At 71.1% G+C, this 22,039-nt stretch carries 19 protein-coding genes and 1 pseudogene; 11 read left to right on the plus strand and 9 right to left on the minus strand.

Annotated elements, in window-relative coordinates:
- Positions 1–128: 128 nt before the first annotated feature.
- Positions 129–1,628, minus strand: a complete 1,500-nt coding sequence (locus tag BG418_RS29930; RefSeq protein ID WP_188277101.1) for a class I adenylate-forming enzyme family protein — start codon at positions 1,626–1,628, stop codon at positions 129–131.
- Positions 1,629–1,813: 185 nt separating this feature from the next.
- Here BG418_RS29930 and BG418_RS29935 point away from each other — a divergent pair, with 185 nt between their 5' ends.
- From BG418_RS29935 to BG418_RS29945, 3 genes are all read left to right on the plus strand, one after another.
- Positions 1,814–2,947, plus strand: coding sequence for an acyl-CoA dehydrogenase family protein (locus BG418_RS29935; RefSeq protein ID WP_188277102.1), 1,134 nt, complete (start codon positions 1,814–1,816; stop codon positions 2,945–2,947).
- Positions 2,947–3,816 (plus strand): acyl-CoA dehydrogenase family protein, encoded by an 870-nt coding sequence (locus BG418_RS29940; protein WP_188277103.1) that lies wholly within the window; start codon positions 2,947–2,949, stop codon positions 3,814–3,816. Before BG418_RS29935 ends, BG418_RS29940 begins: the two co-directional genes overlap by 1 nt.
- A 460-nt stretch (positions 3,817–4,276) precedes the next feature.
- On the plus strand, positions 4,277–4,792 hold the full coding sequence (locus tag BG418_RS29945) for an anti-sigma regulatory factor (RefSeq protein ID WP_188277104.1): 516 nt from the start codon (positions 4,277–4,279) through the stop codon (positions 4,790–4,792).
- Between the two features lie 277 nt (positions 4,793–5,069).
- Here the strand turns inward: BG418_RS29945 and BG418_RS29950 are convergent, their stop codons facing one another.
- Entirely contained in the window at positions 5,070–5,996 is a 927-nt protein-coding gene (locus BG418_RS29950) for a cyclase family protein (protein ID WP_188277105.1), read from the minus strand.
- Positions 5,997–6,081: 85 nt separating this feature from the next.
- On the opposite strand from BG418_RS29950, the gene BG418_RS29955 reads away from it, so the two are divergent.
- The 3 genes from BG418_RS29955 to BG418_RS29965 all read left to right on the plus strand — a co-directional run bounded on the left by BG418_RS29955 (position 6,082) and on the right by BG418_RS29965 (position 9,387).
- Positions 6,082–6,996 (plus strand): SDR family NAD(P)-dependent oxidoreductase, encoded by a 915-nt coding sequence (locus BG418_RS29955; RefSeq protein ID WP_188277106.1) that lies wholly within the window; start codon positions 6,082–6,084, stop codon positions 6,994–6,996.
- 211 nt (positions 6,997–7,207) lie between these two features.
- A complete protein-coding gene (locus BG418_RS29960) occupies positions 7,208–8,341 on the plus strand; it encodes an acyl-CoA dehydrogenase family protein (protein ID WP_188277107.1) in 1,134 nt (377 codons plus the stop codon).
- Complete coding sequence (locus tag BG418_RS29965; RefSeq protein ID WP_188277108.1) at positions 8,338–9,387, plus strand: Zn-dependent alcohol dehydrogenase; 1,050 nt, start codon at positions 8,338–8,340, stop codon at positions 9,385–9,387. Before BG418_RS29960 ends, BG418_RS29965 begins: the two co-directional genes overlap by 4 nt.
- Before the next feature lie 7 nt (positions 9,388–9,394).
- On the opposite strand, the gene BG418_RS29970 is transcribed toward BG418_RS29965, so the two are convergent.
- Complete coding sequence (locus tag BG418_RS29970) at positions 9,395–10,378, minus strand: GlxA family transcriptional regulator (RefSeq protein ID WP_188277109.1); 984 nt, start codon at positions 10,376–10,378, stop codon at positions 9,395–9,397.
- Between the two features lie 357 nt (positions 10,379–10,735).
- On the opposite strand from BG418_RS29970, the gene BG418_RS29975 reads away from it, so the two are divergent.
- Together BG418_RS29975 and BG418_RS29980 are read left to right on the plus strand one after the other, a co-directional pair.
- Entirely contained in the window at positions 10,736–12,028 is a 1,293-nt protein-coding gene (locus tag BG418_RS29975; protein ID WP_188277110.1) for an MFS transporter, read from the plus strand.
- 26 nt (positions 12,029–12,054) lie between these two features.
- Complete coding sequence (locus BG418_RS29980; RefSeq protein ID WP_188277111.1) at positions 12,055–12,681, plus strand: hypothetical protein; 627 nt, start codon at positions 12,055–12,057, stop codon at positions 12,679–12,681.
- Between the two features lie 113 nt (positions 12,682–12,794).
- On the opposite strand, the gene BG418_RS29985 is transcribed toward BG418_RS29980, so the two are convergent.
- Positions 12,795–13,556 (minus strand): SDR family oxidoreductase, encoded by a 762-nt coding sequence (locus BG418_RS29985; RefSeq protein WP_188277112.1) that lies wholly within the window; start codon positions 13,554–13,556, stop codon positions 12,795–12,797.
- Positions 13,557–13,661: 105 nt separating this feature from the next.
- Between BG418_RS29985 and BG418_RS29990 the strand changes: the two genes are divergently transcribed.
- On the plus strand, positions 13,662–14,549 hold the full coding sequence (locus BG418_RS29990; RefSeq protein WP_188277113.1) for a sigma-70 family RNA polymerase sigma factor: 888 nt from the start codon (positions 13,662–13,664) through the stop codon (positions 14,547–14,549).
- A gap of 6 nt (positions 14,550–14,555) precedes the next feature.
- Here BG418_RS29990 and BG418_RS29995 read toward each other — a convergent pair whose 3' ends face one another.
- The 4 genes from BG418_RS29995 to BG418_RS30010 form a co-directional block, all read right to left on the minus strand.
- Positions 14,556–15,152 (minus strand): flavin reductase family protein, encoded by a 597-nt coding sequence (locus BG418_RS29995; protein WP_188277292.1) that lies wholly within the window; start codon positions 15,150–15,152, stop codon positions 14,556–14,558.
- A gap of 78 nt (positions 15,153–15,230) precedes the next feature.
- Positions 15,231–16,046: an enoyl-CoA hydratase/isomerase family protein gene (locus BG418_RS30000; RefSeq protein WP_223185549.1), complete on the minus strand. Its 816-nt coding sequence runs from the start codon at positions 16,044–16,046 to the stop codon at positions 15,231–15,233.
- Complete coding sequence (locus BG418_RS30005) at positions 16,043–18,268, minus strand: acetate--CoA ligase family protein (RefSeq protein WP_188277114.1); 2,226 nt, start codon at positions 18,266–18,268, stop codon at positions 16,043–16,045. The genes BG418_RS30000 and BG418_RS30005 overlap by 4 nt, the downstream gene beginning before the upstream one ends.
- 264 nt (positions 18,269–18,532) lie before the next feature.
- A complete protein-coding gene (locus BG418_RS30010) occupies positions 18,533–19,672 on the minus strand; it encodes an NAD(P)/FAD-dependent oxidoreductase (RefSeq protein WP_188277115.1) in 1,140 nt (379 codons plus the stop codon).
- Positions 19,673–19,876: 204 nt separating this feature from the next.
- Between BG418_RS30010 and BG418_RS30015 the strand changes: the two are divergent.
- Together BG418_RS30015 and BG418_RS30020 are read left to right on the plus strand one after the other, a co-directional pair.
- Positions 19,877–20,212, plus strand: a pseudogene (locus BG418_RS30015) (DoxX family protein); the annotation flags it as partial.
- An 11-nt stretch (positions 20,213–20,223) separates the two neighbouring features.
- Positions 20,224–20,634, plus strand: coding sequence for a Zn-ribbon domain-containing OB-fold protein (locus BG418_RS30020; protein ID WP_188277294.1), 411 nt, complete (start codon positions 20,224–20,226; stop codon positions 20,632–20,634).
- A 178-nt stretch (positions 20,635–20,812) separates the two neighbouring features.
- On the opposite strand, the gene BG418_RS30025 is transcribed toward BG418_RS30020, so the two are convergent.
- Positions 20,813–21,979, minus strand: coding sequence for a thiolase C-terminal domain-containing protein (locus tag BG418_RS30025; RefSeq protein ID WP_188277116.1), 1,167 nt, complete (start codon positions 21,977–21,979; stop codon positions 20,813–20,815).
- Positions 21,980–22,039: the final 60 nt, after the last annotated feature.

Genomic DNA, 22,039 nt, shown 5'->3' on the forward strand with positions numbered 1-22,039 from the left:
GGGCGCGGGGAACTGCGCGAGCAACCAAGCACGGTCCGCACCTAAAAGATGCGACGGATCCCCCCGAACCCAGGGGCGCGGGGAACTGCGCGACCAGCCAAAAACAACCCGCACCCGGCAAAACACCCTCACCCCCCAAACCGCTCCCGCAACTCGTACTTCAACACCTTCCGCAAGGTGTCGTTACGCGGCAACTCCGACACCACCTCCAACTGCTCGGGCAACTTATACGTGGCCAACCCCTCGCCCCGCAGAAACGCGGTGACCGAATCAAGGGTCAACTCACCGGCACCCGGAGCAAGTTCGACCACCGCACAAACCCGCTCGCCCCGCGAAGAATCCGGCAACCCGATCACCGCCGCGTCCCCGACGCCAGGATGCCGATGCAGCAAGTCCTCGACCTCCGTCGCGGAAATGTTCTCCCCCTTGCGGATAATGACGTCCTTGATCCGCCCGGTAAGCACCAGATGCCCACTGGCGGTCAGATGACCAAGATCCCCGGTCCTCAGATACCCGTCCGAGTCGAACGCCGACGCGTTCTGCGAGGAATCCAGATACCCCCGGCAAACCGCCTCGCCCCGAAGCCGAACCTCCCCGTCGACGATCCGTATCGACATCCCCTCGGGCGGACGCCCCTCAGTCGTGGCCAGGTCGGAGTCGCTGTCATCCGGCGACCCCATAGTGATCATCGGTACCTCGGTCATCCCGTACCCATGAGCGAGCCGACACCCCAACTCCCGCACCACGGCGTGGTAAACCGACGGCGGCTTGGGCGCACCCCCACCCGCCAGCAGCCGCAACGTAGGAATGATCGGCACCCCCGGCCGCTTCCGCTGCTCGGCGAGGAACATCGAGTAGAACGCGGTCGACCCACCCGCGATGGAGACACCGTGCCGCCGGTACTCATCCAGAGCGTCCGGCAACGCGAAGTGCTCGAACAGCACGGCGGGAAAGCCGTACAGAAGCAGCATCACGGTGTAATCGGGCCCACCGATATGGGCGTACGGAAACGCAATAGAGCCGACGTCATCCGAAGACGGCCGCAACGCATGCGCCAAACACCCCCCACCCGCGAGCAACGACCGATCGGTATGCAACACACCCTTGGGCGCGGACGTGGTCCCCGAGGTCCAGTAGATCCACCGCACCGAGGTGCCGTCGCGAGGCGGCGGAGGCAACACCCCCGGATCCCCGTCCGGCAACACGTCGTACGCGGCGAACACCCCCCGCGCCCCCACCCGCCGAGCCATCGCCACATAGTCGAACCCCCGCCAAACCCCCGGCACCGCGAAGAACTCCGCCCCCGACTCCCGCAGCGCGAACCCCACTTCGCGCTCCCGGTAGTACGGGATCACGGGCGACTGCACGGCCCCCAACCGGACCAGCGCGAACGACAGCAGTGCCGTCTCGATCCGGGTCGGCAGCTGCCAGGCCACCACGGTCCCGGCCCGCACCCCCATCCCGTACAGCCCGGCCGCCACCCGCTCGCCCCGCGCGCGCAGCTCGCCGAAGGTGAGGACACGGTCACCGGCCAGGAACACGGGCCGGTCGGGGGTGAGCGCGGCTCGGCGCTCGACGAGCTCCCAGAGCGTGCGGGAGGCGCCGAGTTCGCGTGCGGTGTCGTCCATCGCCGTACTCCTCGCTCCTGGGAAGGTCGGAAACGTAACCCTCATAACTGACGGAACGTCAGATCAGTGCGGAGAGCGTAGGCCCGCACCGCTTGTCGGTCCATAGGCGCGCGGCTAGCCTGATATCTGACGGTCCATCAGATATCACCGTCAGACAGCAGCCCGACGAGGGGTGGAGGCCGCCGGTGAACCTCACGTACAGCGCGGAGGACGAGGAGTTCCGGGCCGGGCTCAAGGCGTGGCTCGCGGCCGTGCTGCCGGGGCTGCCGCCCAGGCCCGAGCCCTCGGACTGGCCGGGGCGGCGCGCGTACGACACCGGCTGGCAGCGGAGGCTGTACGACGCCGGGTACGCGGATGTGCACTGGGACGCCTCGCCGACCCGGCGGCTGATCTTCCTGGAGGAGACCGAGCGGGCCGGGGCGCCCTATGTCGGCGCGAACTTCGTCGGGCTGCTGCACGCGGGCCCCACCATCGCCGCCGAGGGCACCCCCGAGCAGCGGGCGCGCTGGCTGGCGCCGGTGCTGCGCGGGGACGAGGTGTGGTGCCAGGGGTTCAGCGAGCCGGACGCGGGCTCCGACCTGGCGTCGCTGCGCACGCGCGCGGTGCGCGACGGGGACGCGTACGTCGTCACCGGCGCCAAGATCTGGACCTCGCACGCGGAGGTCGCCGACTGGTGCGAACTGCTCGTACGCACCGACCCGGCCGCGCCCAAACACCGGGGCATCACCTGGCTCGCCCTGCCGATGGACGCACCCGGCGTGACCGTGCGCCCGCTGCGCACCCTCGCCGGGTCGGCCGAGTTCGCCGAGGTGTTCCTCGACGAGGTGCGGGTGCCGGTCGCCAACCGGGTCGGCGCCGAGAACGACGGCTGGCGCGTGACCATGGTGACGCTGTCGTACGAGCGGGGCACGGCGTTCGTCGGCGAGGTCGTCGCCTGCCGCCGCGTCCTGGCGGAGGTCGCCGCCGAGGCGCGCAAGAACGGCCGCTGGGACGATCCGGTGATCCGCCGCCGGCTCGGCGGTCTGTACGCGGAGTTCGGCGCGCTGTGGCGCCTGATCCAGTGGAACGTCAGCGAGTCCGAGCGCGGCGGCGGCGCCCCCGGCGTCGGCGGCTCGGTCTTCAAACTCCGCTACTCGCACGCCCGCCAGGACCTGTACGACGCGGCCGCCGCAGTCCTCGGCCCCGACGCGCTCGACCTCGACCGCGAGTGGACCCTCGACCGTCTGTCCTCCCTCTCGTACACCATCGCCGCCGGCACCTCGCAGATCCAGCGGAACATCGTCGCCGAGCGCATCCTCGGCCTGCCGAAGGGACGCTGATGGACTTCCAACTCACCGACGAACAACGGGCGTTGAGGTCGGAGCTCCGCGCGCTCCTCTCCCGGCGGCTCGACCGCGAGATGCTGCGGGCGGGGCTCGACCGCGGGCTGTGGCGGGAGCTCGGTGAGGCCGGGTTCTTCGCGCTGCGGCTGCCGGAGGAGGACGGCGGGGTGGGTCTCGGGCTGCCCGAGGCCGTGCTGCTCTTCGAGGAGGCCGGGCGGGCGCTGCTCCCCGGGCCACTGATCGCCACGCATCTGGCGGCGGGGGTCGTCGAGGGCGCGGCGGAGGGCGGGACGGTGGTGGCCGCACCCGACGGCGTTCTGGTGGAGTGGCTGGCGGAGGCGGACGTCGTACGGGGAGACGTCACCGGCGCCGAGCAGATCCGCTCGATCGACCCGCTGACACCCCTTCACCGACTGCCGGGCGAGGCCGCCGACGGCAGCACGGAAAGCGCGCTGCTCACCGCCGCCGAACAGCTCGGCAGCGCGGGCCGCACCATCGACATGGCGGTCCAACACGCCCGCGAACGCGAGCAGTTCGGGCAGCCGATCGGCGCCTTCCAGGCCGTCAAGCATCTGTGCGCGCAGATGCTGGTCCGTACGGAGGTCGCGCGCGCGGCCGTGTACGCGGCCGCTGTCACCGGGGATCCGGTGGAGATCGTGGGCGCCAAGCTGCTCGCCGACGAGGCGGCCGTGGAGTGCGCGCGCGACTGCCTCCAGGTGTACGGCGGGATGGGCTTCACCTGGGAGGCGGATGTCCATCTGCATCTGAAGCGGGCGTGGGTGCGGCGCGAGCGCTGGCCTCCCACCGCGCTCGCGCTGGAGCTTCAGGCGCGGGCGCTGGAGGAGTCGGCCGCCGGGATCGCATAGGGCGTCCCGTATGGCGAACCGGTGTGTCTCGTAAGGCATTACGCGTGACGAACCGGTCTGTCTCGCAAGGCGAACCGGGGTGTCTCGTGAAGCGCCCACGAGCGTGGATACACAGCGTGTGGCCGGAGTCTGACGGAACATTGGCCGAAGGGTGATGGATCGTCACCGAGCGTCGATATCGGGTTGTGTCCTTCAAGGGACTCGTCACGGCCCGGAGTCGGGGCCACCCTCGGGTACCCTCCGTGGGGTGCGATCCCCCAGGCATCCCGCGTGCCCTTGTTCGACCCCCCGCAATGTGCGTCGCACAGTATGCACCACGCGTACTCCTTCGCGCTGGAATATGCCCGAAGCGCTTGTTGCGGTGACTGTACGTCAACCATGCTGTCTCGTACGGAAATCACGTTCTGTGAGCTTCACGAGGCGCGAGGCGATGTGTCCGCCGGTTCGGATGGTGTGAGCGGTGCAGGTGCTTCAGGTTCAGTTGGAGGTCGGAGCCGACCCCGCCGAGGTGGGGCGCGCTCGTAGATGGGCCCGCTCGCGGCTGGCCGGGTCCGGGATAAGGCTCGACGAGCCGCTCGCCGAGACCCTGATCCTTTTGATCTCGGAGCTCGTGACCAACGCCGTGGTGCACACCGGCTGTCCGGCCGTGCTGCGGATGCTCTTCGGACCCGTCGGCGGGCCGGCCGACGGCGGAACCGTCCGCGTGGAGGTGGCCGACAGCAGCGCACGCGCGCCCAAGCCGCGCCACGCGGACGGGGACGACACCAACGGTCGCGGCCTGGAGCTGGTCGACGGCCTCGCCGACCGCTGGGGCTGGCAGCCGGAGGGTGCGGGCAAGTCGATCTGGTGCGAGGTGGACCGCGGCTGTGGCGCGGGGGGCGGCTGTGAGGCCGACAGGGGCGCGCCGGAGCTCGCGGGCGGGGCGTTCGAGCCGGGCGTGTACGAGCCGTCGTGCGCCGTCACAAATCGGGCGTAAGCGGCAAAGCTTTCGCTAGGTGTTGACGCGCAGTGGTGCTCTGATCACCCTTGGATGAGCGATTCGTCGCGAGGGGACGCCGAGGGCATGGGCTGGTCCATGTTCCGTTCCGGGTCGGTCCTGGTTCTCCTCGGCGAGTGCGGGTCGTGGCTCGGCGTCGGCTCAGGGCAACGCTCTTCAGGGCATGAGGAGCTGGGCATGCGCGCGGAGCCGGGTGGCGGCCGTGGTGCCGTGCTCGGGGTGCGCATGACGCGCCGCCACCCGTGGAGGGTTCCTCTCAGAGGACGGCGACGGGCGCGACCGGGGTCCCCGTGGCGCCGACGAACGGTTCCGGCATCGCCGACAGCAGGAACGCGTACCGCCCCTCTTCCGCACAGGCTGTGGACAACTCTTCGAGATTCCAGTTCTGCCCCTGCAACATGCCCATCTCGACCAGATCGAGGGCGTGCACCGGCAGCCACAGGTTCTCGATCTCCGGCGGGAAGATCTCGAAGGTGAGCGTGTCGTTGGCGACCGCCGCCACATCGCGCGCGTGGAACCACTCGGGCGTACGGATCGACAGCCCCGGCGACGGAAAGCCGTACCCGTGCTTGTCGCCGCCGAGGCACAGCTGGATCTGCCCGGTGCGTACGAGAACGATGTCGCCCGCACGGACGGTGACCCCCGCCAGTTCCTCGGCCGCGTCGAGGTCCTCGGGGGTGACGGCGTGGTCCCCGGGCAGCCGGTCGAGGCCGCGGGCGCGGGCGACGTCGAGGAGTACGCCACGCGAGATGATGTGGGCGGGCTTGTCGATGCCGCTGAACTCCGCCCCGGCGTGGGCGGTGATGGTGTCGGCGGGGCGGCCGTTGTAGAGGCGGCCGGAGTGCGAGACATGGGTGAGCGCGTCCCAGTGGGTGGCCGCCTGGAGGCCGAAGGTGACGGCGTCGTCGCTGGTGGCGACGGTTCCGGGGCCGAAGATTTCCTGGTTGATCTGGACCATGGTGTGGAGCGGGTTGATCCGGCCGGGGATGAGGCCGGTCTGGACGCCGTTCTGCTCCAGGGGCAGCGCGAGCGGGACGCGGCGGCCGGTGCGGACGGTGGCGGCGGCGTCGCGGACGACGGAGTCGGTGATGAGGTTCAGGGTCCCGATTTCGTCATCGGACCCCCAACGCCCCCAGTTGTTAAGGCGCTTGGCAATGTCCAGGAACTCGGCGGGCATCGACATAAGAGTCCTCCCCGGGGCTTGTCTTCCGGCGTCCGCCGGGCCATAAAATCTAACGGTCCGTCAGAAACCGCGGGAAGGGGCCGGCATGGGGAACTTCTTGGCAGGCAAGGTGGTCGCCGTGACCGGCGCGGGGCGCGGCATCGGCCGCGCGGTGGCGCTGGCGGCGGCGGCCGAGGGCGCCAAGGTCGTCGTCAACGACTACGGCGTCTCCGTCGAGGGCGCCGAGCCCACCAGTACGGTCGCGGACGCGGTGGTCAAGGAGATCGAGGCGGCGGGCGGCGAGGCGGTGGCCATCGCGGACGACATCTCGACGATGGCGGGCGGCCAGCGGATCGTGGACACCGCGCTGGCCCGGTGGGGGCGGGTCGACGGGGTGGTGTGCGTCGCGGGCATCCTGCGCGAGCGCATGCTCTTCAACATGACGGAGGAGGAGTGGGACCCGGTGGTCGCCACGCACCTCAAGGGCACGTTCACGGTGTTCCGGGCGGCCTCCGCGGTGATGCGCAAACAGGGTTCCGGCACCCTGATCGGCTTCACCAGCGGCAACCATCAGGGCAGTGTGGCGCAGGCCAACTACAGCGCCGCGAAGGGCGGGGTGATCTCGCTGGTGCGCAGCGCGGCGCTGGGGCTGCACAAGTACGGGGTGACGGCGAACGCGGTGGCGCCGGTCGCGCGTACGCGGATGTCCGCCAACGTCCCCATGGAGCTTACGGAGATCGGCTCGCCGGAGGACGTGGCCGCCTTCGTGGTCTACCTCCTGAGCGACCGCGCCCGCGCGGAGGGCATCACCGGTCAGGTGTACACGGTCGCCGGGCCCAAGATCGCGGTGTGGGCGCAGCCGCGGGAGCTGCGGGCGGGGTACGTCTCGGACGGCCCGTGGACCCCGTCCCGGATCGCGGACTTCCTGCCGGGGACGGTGGGGATGGACCCGATGCCGATGCTGGCGAGGCTGGAGGAGATGGCCCGGGCTGCGGAACGGGCGGAACGCCCGAACGCGTAGGGGCTACGCCCCGACCCCCGTTTTTCTGCGGATCGTGCTGGGTTGCTCGCGCAGTTCCCCGCGCCCCTCAAATGGGCCCTTCGGGCCCTCCTAGGGGCGCGGGGAACTGCGCGACCAGCCCCCACCGGCGGTCAGCCGACCAACGACCGCCGGAGGCTTTCGGGAAGGGGCGGGGTGGGGAATTTTCAGCGCACGAACGGGAGGCGACGGTATGGACTTCGGGTTCTCCTCGGACGACGAGGCGTTCCGGGCGGACGCGCGCGCCTGGTTGGACGCGCATCCCCCCGATGACACCCCCCGCACCTGGGAGCGCACCCTCGGCGAAGCCGGATGGATCGGCCTCGGATGGACCGAGCGGCACGGGAACCGGCAAGGCACCCTCACCCAGCAGGTGGTCTGGGCCGAGGAGTACGCCCGTACAACCAACACCCCACCCCGCCTAGGTCACATCGGCGAGAACCTGCTCGCCCCGACCCTCATCACGTACGGCACCGGCAAACAGAAGAACCGCTTCCTGCCCCCCATCGCCCGCGGCGAGGAGCTCTGGTGCCAGGGCTACAGCGAACCCGACGCCGGCTCCGACCTCGCGGCAGTCCGTACCACCGCCACCCGGGACGCCACCGGCGCATACCGCGTCACCGGCCAGAAGATCTGGACCTCGCACGCGCACGACGCCGACTGGTGCTTCGTCCTGGCCCGCACCGAACCGGGCTCGCGCCGCCACCACGGCCTCTCCTTCCTCCTCGTCCCCATGGACCAGCCGGGCAGGATCGAGGTCCGGCCGATCCGGCAGATGACGGGGACGAGCGAGTTCAACGAGGTCTTCTTCGACGGCGCCCGGGCCGAACCCGACCACGTAGTCGGCGCCGAGGGTGACGGCTGGCGCGTCGCCATGGGCCTGCTCGACGTGGAACGCGGAGTGTCCACGTTGGTTCAACAGATCGGATTCGAGGAGGAGTTGGAAAAAGTCCTCGCGACAGCCAGGGACATCGCTGACCCCCTCCTCCGCGATCGGCTCGTGCGGCAATGGGCCGACCTCCGCGTCATGCGCTGGAACGCCCTCCGTACTCTCGGCGCCCCCGACACCGCCGCCCCCAGCGTCGCCAAGCTCCTCTGGGGCGGCTGGCACCAGCGCCTGGGCGAGCTCGCGATGGCCGTACGGGGCGCGGAGGCTGCAGTCGGCCCGTACGACTGGAGTCCACAACAACCCTACGAACTCGACGAACAGCAGCGCTCGTTCCTCTTCTCCCGCGCCGACACGATCTACGGCGGCTCGGACGAGATCCAGCGCACCATCATCGCCGAGCGCGTGCTCGGCCTGCCGAGGGAGGCTCGGGGTCAGTGAGAGGTGTTCTGTTCGACGGTACGCAGGTGAGGGTGGTCGACGATCTGGAGGTGCGGGGTCCGGGGCCCGGTGAGGTGCTGGTGGCGATCGCCGCCTCCGGGCTCTGCCACTCCGATCTGTCAGTGATCGACGGGACGATCCCCTTCCCCGTACCCGTGGTGCTCGGGCATGAGGGCGCGGGCGTGGTGGAGGCGGTCGGCGAGGGCGTCACCCATGTCGCGCCCGGCGACCACGTGGCGCTCTCCACGCTCGCCAACTGCGGTGCCTGCGCCGACTGCGACCGGGGGCGGCCCACGATGTGCCGGAAGGCCATCGGTCGGCCCGGGCGGCCGTTCTCGCGCGGCGGCGAGCCGGTCCACCAGTTCGCCGCCAATTCCGCCTTCGCCGAGCGGACGTTGGTCAAGGCCGTGCAGGCGGTGCGGATTCCCGACGACGTGCCGCTGACCTCGGCCGCGCTGATCGGCTGCGCGGTCCTGACGGGCGTGGGGGCCGTACTGAACCGGGCGCGGGTCGAGTACGGCGACACCGTCGTCGTCATCGGCACCGGCGGCATCGGCCTCAACGTGATCCAGGGCGCCCGGATCGCGGGCGCGCGCGTGATCGTCGCGGTCGACACCAACCCGGCGAAGGAGACGGCCGCCCGCACGTTCGGCGCGACCCACTTCCTGCCGTCGGTGGACGGCGTACGCGAGGTGCTGCCGACCGGCGCCGACCACGTCTTCGAGTGCGTCGGCCACCCCGCGCTCGCCCGCAGCGCCGTCGACCTGCTGGACCGGCACGGGCAAGCCATCCTGCTCGGCATGCCCGCGCCGACCGCCGAGGCGACGTTCGTGCCCGCCGCGATGTTCCTGGACAAGTCCATCCTCGGGTGCCGGTACGGGAGTTCACGGCCCCAGTACGACATCCCGCGCTACGCCGACCTCTACCGCTCGGGCGCGCTGTTCCTGGACGAGCTGGTCACCGAGGTGTACGCGATCGAGGACTTCGCCAAGGCGGTGGACGACGCGCGGCACGGGCGGGTGGCGCGGGGGGTGCTCACGTTCTGAACGCGCCTCAGTGGTGTGACCCGGCCCGGAACGTACGCCGGTACACCGTCGGCGGGACGCCCAGGGCGGTCTGAAGGTGCTGGCGCAGTGACGTCGCCGTGCCGAACCCGGCTGCGCGCGCTATCCGGTCCACCGACAGGTCGCTGGACTCCAGGAGATGCCGGGCGCGTTCCACCCGCTGCTGGGTGAGCCACTGGCCCGGGCTCAGGCCCGTCTCCTCACGGAACCGGCGCGTGAACGTCCGTACGGACATGGCCTCCTGCTCGGCCATGTCGCGCAGCTGGATCGGCTCCTCCAGACGCCCGAGCGCCCAGGCGCGCGCGGTGGTCGTTGTCGCCAACTGGGGCTCAGGAAGCGGGCGTTGGATGTACTGGGCCTGGCCGCCGTCGCGGTGCGGCGGCACCACCGTGCGGCGCGCCACCTCGTTGGCGACCGCCGCGCCGTGGTCGCGCCGCACGATGTGCAGGCACAGGTCGATCCCGGCGGCGACCCCGGCCGAGGTCAGCACGTCGCCGTCGTCGACGAACAGCACGTCCGGGTCGACGTCGATGTTCGGGAAGAGCTCCTGGAAGTGCTCGGCGTGCATCCAGTGCGTGGTGGCGGGCCGCCCGTCGAGGTACCCGGCGGCGGCCAGTACGTAGCTGCCGGTGCAGATGGAGACCATGCGGGTGCCGGGCCGTACGCGCGCGAGGGCGTCGGCGAGGGCGGGCGTCAGAACGCCGTCCTCGTACACCGGGCCGAGCTCGTGCGAGGCGGGCACCACGACGGTGTCGGCGTCGGCCAGGACCTCGGGTCCGTGCTCGACGAGTACGGCGAAGTCGGCGTCGGTCTGGACGGGGCCGGGCGGTCGTATCGAGCAGGTGGTCACGGTGTAGAGCGACTCCCGCGCCCCGTCCTCGGCCCGGGCCCGCCCGAAGATCCGCTGCGGGATGCCCAGCTCGAAGGGGAGCAGGCCGTCGAGGGCGAGCACGACGACGTGGTGGCGGGGCATGGGGCGGCTCCTTTCGAAGGCTACGGACAAGTGTGCGCGAGGGTTCGGTGGGGTGAGTTCCCCCACCCCGCCCCTTCCCGAAACTCTCCGAGGGATCTGGTCGGCTGCGGACCGGTGGGGGCTGATCGCGCAGTTCCCCGCGCCCCTAAGAGGGCCCTTCGGGCCCATCAACGACCGTGCTGGGGTTGCCCGCGCCACCAGGAGGGCCCGAAGGGCCCATTTAAGGGGCGCGGGGAACTGCGCGACCAGCCACGCACGATCCGCAGCCGACCACGCACCTGGTCATGGCCCGATCCCTGCGAACCATGGCCATCCGGCCACTCGTTCCCCATCGGCCCCGCCGGGAAGCTGGGTGGCATGCCCCAGACAACCGCCGCCGCGCCCCCGCGCCGTATCCACCGCGCCTGGTCCGTCGCCGCCGTCACGTTCGTGACGATCATCGGCGCGGCCGCCTTCCGTTCGCTGCCCGGGCTGTTGATCGATCCGCTGCACGGCGAGTTCGGCTGGTCGCGCGGGACGATCGGGGCGGCGGTGTCCCTGAACCTCGCGCTGTACGGGCTCACCGCGCCGTTCGCCGCCGCGCTGATGGACCGGTTCGGCATCCGCCGGGTCGTGGCGGTCGCGCTGACCGTGATCGCGACCGGGTCCGGGCTCACCGTCTTCATGCACTCCGCCTGGCAGTTGATGCTCTACTGGGGCCTGCTCGTCGGCCTCGGCAGCGGGTCGATGGCGCTGGCGTTCGCCGCGACCGTCACCAACCGCTGGTTCACCGCCCGCAAGGGTCTGGTCACCGGCATCCTGACCGCCGCCTCCGCCTCCGGGCAGCTGATCTTCCTGCCGGTGCTCTCCTGGCTGGTGGAGCACCACGGCTGGCGCCCCGCCGCCGTCACGGTCGCGCTCGCCGCGCTCGCGGTGGTGCCGTTCGTGTGGCTGCTGCTGCGCGACCACCCGGCGGACGTGGGCCTCGCCCCGTACGGCTCGGACACGTACGTGGAGAAGCCCGCACCCGTGCCCGGCGCGGCCACCCGCGCGCTGAAGGTGCTCGCCCGGGCCGTACGCACCGGACCGTTCTGGCTGCTCGCGGGCACCTTCGCGATCTGCGGCGCGTCCACCAACGGCCTGATCCAGACGCACTTCGTGCCCGCCGCCCACGACCACGGCATGCCGGTGACGGCCGCCGCCGGACTGCTCGCGGTCATCGGTGTCTTCGACGTGGCCGGCACGATCTTCTCCGGCTGGCTCACCGACCGCTTCGAGTCCCGCCGCCTGCTCGCCACGTACTACGCCCTGCGCGGCATCTCGCTCCTCTTCCTGCCGATGCTGCTCGCGCCCTCCATCCACCCGCCGATGCTGTTCTTCATCGTCTTCTACGGCCTGGACTGGGTCGCCACGGTCCCGCCGACGCTCGCTCTCTGCCGCGAGCACTACGGCGACGACAGCGCCATCGTCTTCGGCTGGGTGCTCGCCTCCCACCAGGTAGGCGCGGCCCTGGTCGCCTTCCTCGGCGGCCTCGCGCGCGACGCCTTCGGTTCGTACGACATGGTCTGGTACGGCTCGGGCGCGCTGTGCGCCGTGGCCGCGCTGATGGCCCTGGTGATCCGCCGCCCCGGCTCCCGCACCCCGTCTTTGCCGGAACCGGCGCTCGCGTGATCCCCTCTGGGGGAGGGGGTGCGCGCATGCGGACACAGAGAACACGTACGGGGACGGCTCTCGCGGTCCTGCTCGCCTGCGCCACGCTGGCGGGCTGCGGAACGGAACACGCGGACGCGGGCGCGGCGGCGACCCCGTCCCCGATCCAGTCCTCGGCGACCCCGACGGACTGCGACACGACGGACGAGACGACGGACGACGGGGCCGGTACGCCGGGCCCACCGACGGACGAGGACACGGGTACGCCGGGTCCGCCCACCGACCAGGACACAGGCACGCCAGGCCCACCCACGGACGAGGACACCGGCACTCCGGGCCCGCCCACCGACGGTCAGGTCACGGACGGGGCCGGGCCGTGCGGGGAGGCGGGCTGGTTCGGCATGACCAAGGACTTCATGGCGTACTACACCGCGCACGCCACCAAGGCGGACGACGGCCAGCTGGACTCGGTCAAAGACGTACGCGTACGCATCGCGGGCAAGATCAACATGGCCGTGGCCGAGGTGACCACCGACTTCCGCCCCGAGGCGACCTACGCGGCAGACCGAGTGGCCGAGGTCTTCGCCAAGTGGCGCACAGAGGTCTACGGCGACCACGGCACGGTGACCGTGGCGACGAGCGCCCGAAAGCCGCTGAGCACGAAGGTGTGGTGACGGGCCACTTTTCCGGCGCCGGGTGCCTTATAGGGGGCGCGTTTCGGTGCCGAGTGCCCTACAGGGGCGCGGGGAACTGCGCGAGCAACCCAGCACGGTCCGCAGCCGAAGGCTCAACCCACCCGCTCCGCGAGAAACGCCTCCCAAGTCCGCTGCCCCCGCACGGCACCCTCGCCCGCGAGGTTCTCCCCGGCCCGATAGGCCCGCCCAGCCTTACCGGGCATTGGCACGGGCAGAAGCGGCCGCCGCTTACCGACCGCCGCCAGATACGTACGGGCAAGCTCCCCCATCCCGTACACCTTGGGCCCCGCCAGATCGGGCACCAGCCCGGCCGGTGAGCCGAGCGCGAGCTCGACAAGGCGCGCGGCCACTTCACGAGCGTCCACCGGCTGAAGCCGCACCGCACTCGGCGCCGGCACCACCGGCAACTTCGCCATCTTCGACACCATGGTGAACACCAGGTCATGGAACTGAGCAGCCCGAAGCGTCGTCCACGGCACCCCGCACGAGGAAACCGCCCGCTCCGCCTCCAGCTTCGAGCCGAACCACCCCAACGGCACCCGATCCGCCCCGATGACCGAGATGTACACCAGATGCTCAACCCCCGCCCGCGCGGCGGCCCGCGTGAGGTTGGCGGTCGCCTCGGCATCACCCTTGGGACCACCGGCGAGGTGGAGTACGACGTCGGCCCCGGCGACGGCCTCGTCGACCCCCGAGTCGGCGAGCAGATCACCGGTGACGTACGAGACCCCGTCCGCACCCGCGCGCCCGTGCCGCGTCAGCACCCGCACCTTGCGGTCGGCGTCGCGAAGGAGCGGGACGATGTGCTTGCCGAGGGTGCCGGTGCCGCCGGTGACCAGGATCGTTGACGTCATTGCGTTCTCCGGGAGTTGTGCGGACCGAGGCGTTGCGCGCCCGGTCGTAGTCGGTACGTTTTCGGGGTTCTGCTTTCTGACACGCCCTGAACGAGGAATGTGACGATGGACGAGCACGCACTGCCGGCCGAGCGTTTCGAGGCCGACCGGGCCCATCTGCGCGCGGTCGCCTACCGGATGCTCGGCTCGCTGAGCGAGGCCGAGGACGCCGTGCAGGACGCCTGGCTGCGCGTCAGCCGGGCCGATGCGAGCGATGTCGAGAACATCACCGGCTGGCTGACGACCATCGTGGCGCGGGTATGTCTCAACGTGCTGCGCGCGCGGAAGTCACGGCCCGAGGAGTCCTACGAGGCGGACGCCGTGCCCGACGTGGCCGCCGGGCCGCAGGAGCGCGTCGACCCCGAACAGGAGGCGGTGCTTGCCGAGTCGGTGGGCCTGGCGCTGCTCGTGGTGCTGGACACGCTGGCGCCGGACGAGCGGCTGGCGTTCGTCCTGCACGACATGTTCGCCGTGCCGTTCGACCAGATCGGCCTGCTGATCGAGCGGACCCCGGCCGCCGCCCGCCAGCTGGCCAGCCGCGCCCGCCGCCGGGTCAAGGGGAGCAGCCCGGCGCCCGCGGCCGACCTGGCCCGTCGGCGGCCGGTCGTCGACGCCTTCCTGACCGCGATACGCGGCGGCGACTTCGAGACGCTGGTCACCCTGCTCCACCCGGACGTGGTGCTGAACGCGGACCGCTGGGTGATCCCCACCCCGGAACCCGTCGTCCTCGACGGCGGCCACACCGTCGCGAAGGCCGCGATGGCCGCCATCGGCCGGGCACAGTTCACCGGAGTGGCACTGGTCGACGGGCAGGTCGGCCTGGCGATGGCTCCCTACGGCCGTCTGGTCATCGTGCTCTGCTTCACGATCGTGGACGGCGGGATCACGGAGATCGACGTCATCGCGGACCCGGACCGTATCGCCGGGATCGAGATCGCGGCACTGGACGACTGAGCGTCGTTACGGGGTGAACCGCCCGAACCTGCCCCGGTGGAACAGGAGCGGTTCACCCTCGGCCGTGCCGCCCAGGGCCTCCACACGGCCGACCACGATCAGGTGGTCGCCGCCCGTGTGCACGGTCTGGATGCGGCAGTCGACCCACGCCGGTACGGAGTGCAGGCGCGGGGAGCCGGTCACGGGGGCCGCGTCGTAGCCGACACCCGCGAACTTGTCGGCGCCGCTGACCGCGAACGCCCGGCACAGCGACCCCTGTTCGGCGCCCAGGATGTTGACGCAGAAGACGCCCGCGCGCGCGATGCGCGGCCAGGTCGTCGACGTACGCCCGACCATGAAGACGACCAGCGGCGGGTCGAGGGAGAGGGAGGCGAAGGACTGGCAGGCGAAGCCGGTGGGGCCGGTGTCGTCGTGGGCGGTGACGACCGTGACGCCGGTCGCGAAGTGGCCCAGTACGCCACGGAACTCGGCCGGGTCGACGGGCAGCCGCTCGTCGTCGCGTACGGCCCGTAACGCGGGCCGGGGCAGGGCTTCGACGGGCTCGGCCGCGGCGGTGGCGGCCGCGCCGACGGACCGCAGGTATCGGACGACGGTCGCCGCCATCCCTTCGTGTCCCATCATAGTTTTCATTGAACCTGACGGTTCGTCAGATTGGAACCCTCGGGAACGCCCTGGGAACCCTCACAGCCCCCGGTACTTGGGCGTTCGGCGCTCCACGAAGCTGGCCACGCCCTCCTGGGCGTCCTGGGTGGTCATGTTGATCTCCTGGGCCGCCGCCTCCGCCGCGAACGCGGTCGTACGGTCGCCGTCCAGGGACGCGTTCACCAGCTGCTTGGCCAGCACGATCGACCGGGTCGGACCGGTGGCCAGGCGCTGGGCCCACTCCCCGGCGACGGCCGCGAGCTCGCCGTCGGGCACCACCCGGTTCACCAGCCCCATCCGCTCCGCGTCCACCGCCCGCACCGCGTCCCCGAAGAACATCAACTCCTTCGCCCGCTGCGGCCCGACGAGCCGCGCGAGCAGATACGCGCCACCTCCGTCCGGGACGAGCCCACGCCGTACGAACACCTCGATGAACTGCGCCGACTCGGCCGCCAGCACCAGATCGCAGGCCAACGCCAGATGCGCCCCGATCCCGGCCGCCGTCCCGTTCACGGCCGCGATCACCGGCTTCTCGCAGTCGAGCACGGCGGCGATGAGGCGCTGGGCGCCGAGCCGGATGGTGCGGGCCACATCGCCGGGGACACGCTCTCCGCCCCCGGGCGCGCCCCGCAGATCCGCCCCCGCGCAGAACCCCTTCCCCGTCGCGGTGAGCACGACGGCCCGTACGGCCGGGTCGGCCGAGGCCTCCGCGAGCAGCGCGATCACGCGTTCCCGCTGGTCCCAGGTGACGGCGTTCATCGCCTCGGGCCGGTTGAGCGTGATCCACGAGACGCCGTTGTCAGTGGTGTGCAGGACCATGTCCGTGGGAGGCACGCCGGCAGAAGGAGAGCTCATGTGCACACCACCAGCGCGTCCAGCGCCACCGCGCCCTGCCCGCGCTCCAGGACCACCAGGGGGTTGATGTCCAACTCGCGGATCTCACCGCCCAGTTCCAGCGCCATGCGCTGCACCCGCAGCACCACTTCGACCAGCGCGTCGACGTCGAGCGGTGGTCCGCCGCGTACACCGTCGAGGAGCGTACGGCCGCGCAGCTCGGCGAGCATGTCGCGGGCCTGCTCCTCGCCGAACGGCGGTACGCGTACGGCCGCGTCGCCCAGGACCTCGACCAGGACCCCGCCGAGGCCCACGGTCACGGTCGGGCCGAAGAGCTGGTCGTGGGTGACGCCGACGACCATTTCGACACCCCGCGCCACCATCTGGCAGACCAGCACGCCGTCGAGGTCGACCTCCTCGTACCGGGCGATGTCGGTGAGCTCGCGGTAGGCGTCGCGGACCTGGCTGGCCGAGGTCAACCCGACCTTGACCAGGCCGAGTTCGGTCTTGTGGGCGAGGCGGGTGCCGGAGGCTTTCATCACCACGGGGTAGCCGACCTGCCCGGCCGCCCGTACGGCCGCCGCCGCGCTGGTCACCAGCTGTTCGCGCGGCACCCGGATGCCGTACGCCCGCAGCAGCTGCTTCGCCGCGTGCTCGCTCAGCTGCTGCCCGGGCCGCATCAGCGCCTGCGCCTTGCGGAACGAGGGCGACGGCACGCGCGGCGCCTCGTCGAAGGGCGAGCGGTAGGCGGCGGTGAACCGGTGGTGCGCGAGGTAGGCGCGTACGGCGCCGATGCAGTTGGCGAACGTACGGAAGGTGGCGACGCGGGAGGAGCCGAGCAGGGTCTCGCGGTAGGCGGCCTCGGTCCCGACCGGCGAGCCCCACACCACGCACACCAGCTTGTCCGTGCGTTCCGCCGCGTCCACCAGGTCCCGCACCAGCTTGTCGCTCATCGGCGGGAACGGGCCGGTGACGGGGCAGATGAGCACGCCCACGGCCGGGTCGGCGAGGATCGCGTCGATGATCTTCGGGCCGCGCCAGTCGCCCACCGGGTGGCCGCCGTTGTCCACGGGGTTGGCCACGTTCAGATACGACGGTATCCACTCGTGCAGCTCGGCCTGCTTGGCGTCGGAGAGGGTGGGAAGGGTGAGTCCCGCCGCCGTGGCGAGATCGGCGAAGTGTGCGCCCGTACCGCCCGAGATCGAGTAGACCACGACCCCGTCGGCGACCGGTTTGCGCGCCCGCGCCAACAGGGCCGAGGTGTCCTGGAGTTCATCGAGTCCGTCGACGCGGATCACGCCGTACTGCCGCATCGCCGCGTCCACCACCTGGTCCGCGCCGGTCAGCTTGCCGGTGTGGGACGCGGCCGTGCGGGCACCGGTCTCGGTGCGGCCGACCTTGACCGCGACCACCGGCACCCGCGCGCGAGCCGCCCGGTCGGCGGCGAGCAGGAAGGAGCGCCCGTCCTTCAGCCCCTCCAGATAGCAGGCGATGGCGCCGACCTCGGGGCGCTCGGCGAAGTACGAGATGAAGTCGGCGGTTTCGAGGTCGGCCTCGTTGCCGGTGGGCGCCCAGTGGGAGAGGCGGATGCCCAGCTCCTGGAGGGCGAAGAGCGGGCGGCCCTGGTGGCCGGACTGGGTGATCAGGGCGATCGCGGGCCCGTCGAGGTCGTCGCGGAAGCGCTCGAAGGCGTTGAGGTTGGTGTTGGGCCCGAGCAGCCGCATCCCGGACCGCGCGACGGCGGCCGCCAGTCTCTCCTGTGCGGCGGCGCCGTCCTCGCCGGTCTCGGCGAATCCGGAGGCGAACGCGACCGCGAACTTCACCTTGGCCTCGGCGAGTTCGTCGATCAACGGCAGCGGGTCGGCGACCAGGAGCACGGCCAGATCCACCTGCTCGGGCAGCTCCGCGACGGACGCCGAGCAGGCGAGCCCGAAGACGGATTCGCGCGTGGGGTGTACGGGATGGACCCGAGCGCCCACCCGCTCGGCCCAGGCGATCAGCTGACGGGTGATCCCCGCGTTGGGGCGGCCCTCGGCGTCGGAGGCGCCGATGACGGCCAGGGACTCGGGCCGGAAGAACCGGTCAAGGTCGGGCACGGGCGCGTACAGCGGGCGGCCGCTGACGTCCAGGTCGCCTTCGGCCGCGGCCGTGCCGTGGACGGCGCCGTTCTTCGGCTGTTCGCCGCAGGCGACCACCCGTGCGCGGAGGTCGGTCGTGAGGGTGCCGTGAGTCGATCCAAGCATCGTTCCGCCCGCTCCTGGTCGATGGCCAACATGACTCTTGCGTAACTGGCAAGTAACTGACGCATAGTCAGATTACAGACCTGACGACCAGTCAGGAACCGTCGTGCGGGCAAAGGCTGTCAAGGGCTCACCGAAGGCTCCGGAACACGCGGAGGTCCCGCCGGGTACGGATCCCGTACCCGCCCGGGTGCGGGATACCCGTCGGCATTGCGCCAACTACGGTGTGGGGCCGCCGGTGTTCAGGAGCACGGTTCAGGAGCACGTTCAGGAGGTCGCCGCGATCGCCTTCGCGATCTTGCGCGCGTCGATGCCCAGCTCGCGGAGCATCCCGCTGATGGGGTTGGTGAACCCGGTGAAGTGCAGGCCGGGGGCGTCGGGGGCGGTGCGGCGGCCGTGGACGGTGGGCAGGCCGCGCCCGTCGAGTACGCCGAGGTGGCCGACCAGGCCCTCCAGGGCGCGGTGGTACCCGGTGGCCGCGACGACGACCTCGGGGGAGAGGACGCTGCCGTCGGCGAGGACGGCCTTGGCGCCCTCGAACGAATCGAGCGCCGCCACCGGCTCCACCCGCCCGCTCTGCACGGCGGCGATCAGGCCGACGTCCTGCACGGGGATCGCGCCTTCACGTACGCGCGCGTAGAGGCCGCTCGTGGGCCGGGGCAGCCCCTTCTCCGACAGGTCGGGCACCGAGAGACGGCACACCGCGTCGGCCGCCCGGTCCACCAGCGGCACCGGCAGCCGCCGCACCAGGATGCCGGACGCCTGGGCGGGCCAGCCCGCCGTGGTGCGGCGCAGGATGTGCGGCGCGGTCCGCACCGCGAGCCGCACCCGCCCGGCCCCGCCCTCGACCAGGTCGACCGCGATCTCGGCGCCGGTGTTGCCGCTCCCGACGACGAGTACGTCCTTGCCCGCGTACGGGGCCGGTTCGCGGTAGTGGCCGGCGTGCAGCAGCTCACCGGTGTACGCGTCGGCGCCGGGCCACTCGGGGACGTATGGCGTGTGGTTGTACCCGGTCGCCACCACGACCGCCCGCCCGGTCAGCCGCCGCCCGCCGGTGGCGTGCAGCAGCCAGTCACCGTCGGTCCGCTCGATACGGGACACCTCCACCCCGGTGACGGTCTCCAGCTCGTGCACGCGCGCGTACGTCTCCAGATAACGCACCAGGTCGTCCCGAGACACCCAGCGCCCGAACGACCGCGGCATCTTCAACCCCGGCAGCGCGGACAGCCGTCGGGTGGTGTGCAGGTGGAGTCGGTCGTAGTGGCGGCGCCAGGAGGCCCCGAGGGTGTCGGACTTCTCCAGGACGACGGCCCGTATGCCCCGCCCGCGCAGTGCGGCGGCGACGGCGAGCCCGCCCGGGCCGCCCCCGATGACGTACACAGGACGAGTGGGGTCGTTGGTGGACATGACAGCTGAGCGTAATGGCGCAGCTACTTGATGGGTCTCGGTCAAGATCTGAATCGGTTACGAATCGATCACGCTCCGCAGTCCATCGTGGTCGGACGGTGGGAGGGTGGTGGCCGGATGGTGCGCGTGGGCCGCGAAGCGCGGTCGATGCGCGCACTCTTGCGCGAGCCGTCGGTGTCCGCTGAACTGACGTACCGTCAGAATCGGGGGGAGGGGACCGCGGATGGACTCGATCTGGCTCACCGGTGCCGGGAGGCGGTCCGCAGCGGTTTCACGACGGTGGTGCAACCGCGCCCGCGCACGATGGCGTATGTGGTGGTGTACGCGGAACTGGCCCTGGGTGTGGGGTCGGTGGTCGGCCTGCCGACCCCGATCGCTCTCATCGGTGCCCTCCTCCTCAACCACCTCCACCCAATCCTCATGATCCACGACTGGGCCGAGCAGGGTCGGAACGCGATGATGGCTCTGATCTCCCTGGTCGCCCTCATCGCGATGTCGTGGCAGACCTGGTCTCTAGACCACACGATCGGACTCTTCTGATGCCCATGCCGATGATCCCGTTCCCCGACGCGAGCGTGCCCGAGACCGACGCCTTCACGCGCGCGTACTGGGACGCGGCGGCCGCCGGCCGCCTGCTGATCCGCCGCTGCGCGACGTGCAAGCGGGCGCACCACTACCCCCGCGAGTTCTGCCCCCACTGCTGGAGCGAGGACGTCACCTGGGAGCTGGCGAGCGGCCGAGCCACGCTGTACACCTGGTCGGTCGTCCACCGCAACGACCTCCCTCCCTTCGACGCCCGGGTCCCGTACACAGCAGCGGTGGTCGACCTGGCGGAGGGCCCGCGCATGATGACGGAGGTGGTGGGCTGCGGGGAGTCGGAACTGAGGGTGGGGATGGAGCTGCGGGTGGAGTTCCGGGGGGTGGGGGAGGGGCTGGCGGTGCCGGTGTTCAGGGCAACCTAGACATGCGCAGGTGGTGGGCGCCCCTATAGGGGCGCGGGGAACTGCGCGACAAGCCCAGCACGGTCCGCAGACAAACGAGGGCACCCCGCTCAGGGTGGCTGTGGAGACCCATTGCGGTCCCGGTCACCTACAGGGGCGCGGGGAACTGCGCGACCAGCCCCCACGGTCCGCAGTCGAATCACCGCCCAAGAACAACCGTCCCCGACGAGCAGAACCACCCCCCCGTCCCCGACGCAACAGCTAGTTCCGGAAGGCGGCCAGCCTTCAAGACCTGCCCCGCACCCCCCTCCCCCCGCAACTGCGTAACCGCCTCCACGATCAGGAACAACCCCCGCATCCCGGGATGACACGCGGACAACCCCCCACCATCCGTGTTGACCGGCAACGCCCCGTCCCGAAGCAACCGCCCCTTCTCCACAAACGCCCCACCCTCCCCCTTCCCGCAGAACCCGAGGTCCTCAAGGGTGACGAGCGTCATGTACGTAAAGGCGTCGTAGATCTCGGCGATATCGACATCACTGGCCCGAACTCCCGCTCGCTCAAAGGCAATACGCCCCGACACGGCAGCCGGGGACACAGTGAAGTCGTCCCACTCCGACATCGTCGTATGAGACATGGCCATCCCCGACCCCAGCACCCACACAGGGGACTTCGCGCAATCCGCCACGTACTCCTCCGCCGCGAGCAACACCGCACACCCTCCGTCCGACCGCACACAGCAATGCAGCTTGGTGAACGGATCGGCGATCACAGGCCCCGACAGCACGTCGTCGACCGTGATCGGGTCCCGGAACATCGCGTCCGGGTTGGCGCCCGCATTCGCCCGCGCCTGCACGGCGACCTCCGCCAACTGCTCGACAGTGGTCCCGTATTGATGCATATGGCGCCGCGCGGCCATCGCGTACTTGGCGATCAGCGTGTGTCCGTACGACACCTCGAACTGCAGCGGCCCGCGCCCGCCGAACGACAGATTGGACGTACGCCGCCCGGCCTTGATGTCGGCCCGCGCAGTGGACCCGTACACCAGCAGGACGGCATTGGCATGCCCCAGGGCGATGGCATCGGCGGCGTGCGCGGCCATGACCTCCCAGGTCGCGCCGCCGACGCCGGTCGAGTCCAGCCAGGTGGGCCGCAGCCCCAGATACTCGGCGACCTCGACGGGCGCGAGCGTGCCCAGGCCCGCCGAGCCGAAGCCGTCGACGACGCTCCGGTCGAGTCCGGAGTCGGCGAGCGCCCGGCGGGCGGCCTGGGCGTGCAGGGCGTACGGGGTGAGGTCGTCCACGCGCCCGGTGTCGGAGAGGGCCACGCCGACGACGGCGACCTTGCGGGGGAGGGCTCCGGCCATGAATCTGACGGTACATCAGATGGTGCGCCCCCGGGGGTCGGGCGCAGGAATCTGATGTAC

The sequence above is a fragment of the Streptomyces sp. CBMA152 genome (assembly GCF_014596475.1).
In the GTDB taxonomy this organism is placed as follows: domain Bacteria; phylum Actinomycetota; class Actinomycetes; order Streptomycetales; family Streptomycetaceae; genus Streptomyces.

Bases quoted from the DNA above. Each gene is read 5' to 3' on its own strand.
- BG418_RS29970 (WP_188277109.1), bottom strand. From the start codon at position 10,378: ATGCCCCGCCACCACGTCGTCGTGCTCGCCCTCGACGGCCTGCTCCCC.
- BG418_RS30020 (WP_188277294.1), top strand. From the start codon at position 20,224: ATGATCCCGTTCCCCGACGCGAGCGTGCCCGAGACCGACGCCTTCACG.
- BG418_RS30010 (WP_188277115.1), bottom strand. From the start codon at position 19,672: ATGTCCACCAACGACCCCACTCGTCCTGTGTACGTCATCGGGGGCGGC.
- BG418_RS29950 (WP_188277105.1), bottom strand. From the start codon at position 5,996: ATGTCGATGCCCGCCGAGTTCCTGGACATTGCCAAGCGCCTTAACAAC.
- BG418_RS29975 (WP_188277110.1), top strand. From the start codon at position 10,736: ATGCCCCAGACAACCGCCGCCGCGCCCCCGCGCCGTATCCACCGCGCC.
- BG418_RS30005 (WP_188277114.1), bottom strand. From the start codon at position 18,268: ATGCTTGGATCGACTCACGGCACCCTCACGACCGACCTCCGCGCACGG.
- BG418_RS29940 (WP_188277103.1), top strand. From the start codon at position 2,947: ATGGACTTCCAACTCACCGACGAACAACGGGCGTTGAGGTCGGAGCTC.
- BG418_RS29980 (WP_188277111.1), top strand. From the start codon at position 12,055: ATGCGGACACAGAGAACACGTACGGGGACGGCTCTCGCGGTCCTGCTC.
- BG418_RS29990 (WP_188277113.1), top strand. From the start codon at position 13,662: ATGGACGAGCACGCACTGCCGGCCGAGCGTTTCGAGGCCGACCGGGCC.
- BG418_RS30000 (WP_223185549.1), bottom strand. From the start codon at position 16,046: ATGAGCTCTCCTTCTGCCGGCGTGCCTCCCACGGACATGGTCCTGCAC.
- BG418_RS29930 (WP_188277101.1), bottom strand. From the start codon at position 1,628: ATGGACGACACCGCACGCGAACTCGGCGCCTCCCGCACGCTCTGGGAG.
- BG418_RS29985 (WP_188277112.1), bottom strand. From the start codon at position 13,556: ATGACGTCAACGATCCTGGTCACCGGCGGCACCGGCACCCTCGGCAAG.
- BG418_RS30025 (WP_188277116.1), bottom strand. From the start codon at position 21,979: ATGGCCGGAGCCCTCCCCCGCAAGGTCGCCGTCGTCGGCGTGGCCCTC.
- BG418_RS29995 (WP_188277292.1), bottom strand. From the start codon at position 15,152: ATGGCGGCGACCGTCGTCCGATACCTGCGGTCCGTCGGCGCGGCCGCC.
- BG418_RS29955 (WP_188277106.1), top strand. From the start codon at position 6,082: ATGGGGAACTTCTTGGCAGGCAAGGTGGTCGCCGTGACCGGCGCGGGG.
- BG418_RS29960 (WP_188277107.1), top strand. From the start codon at position 7,208: ATGGACTTCGGGTTCTCCTCGGACGACGAGGCGTTCCGGGCGGACGCG.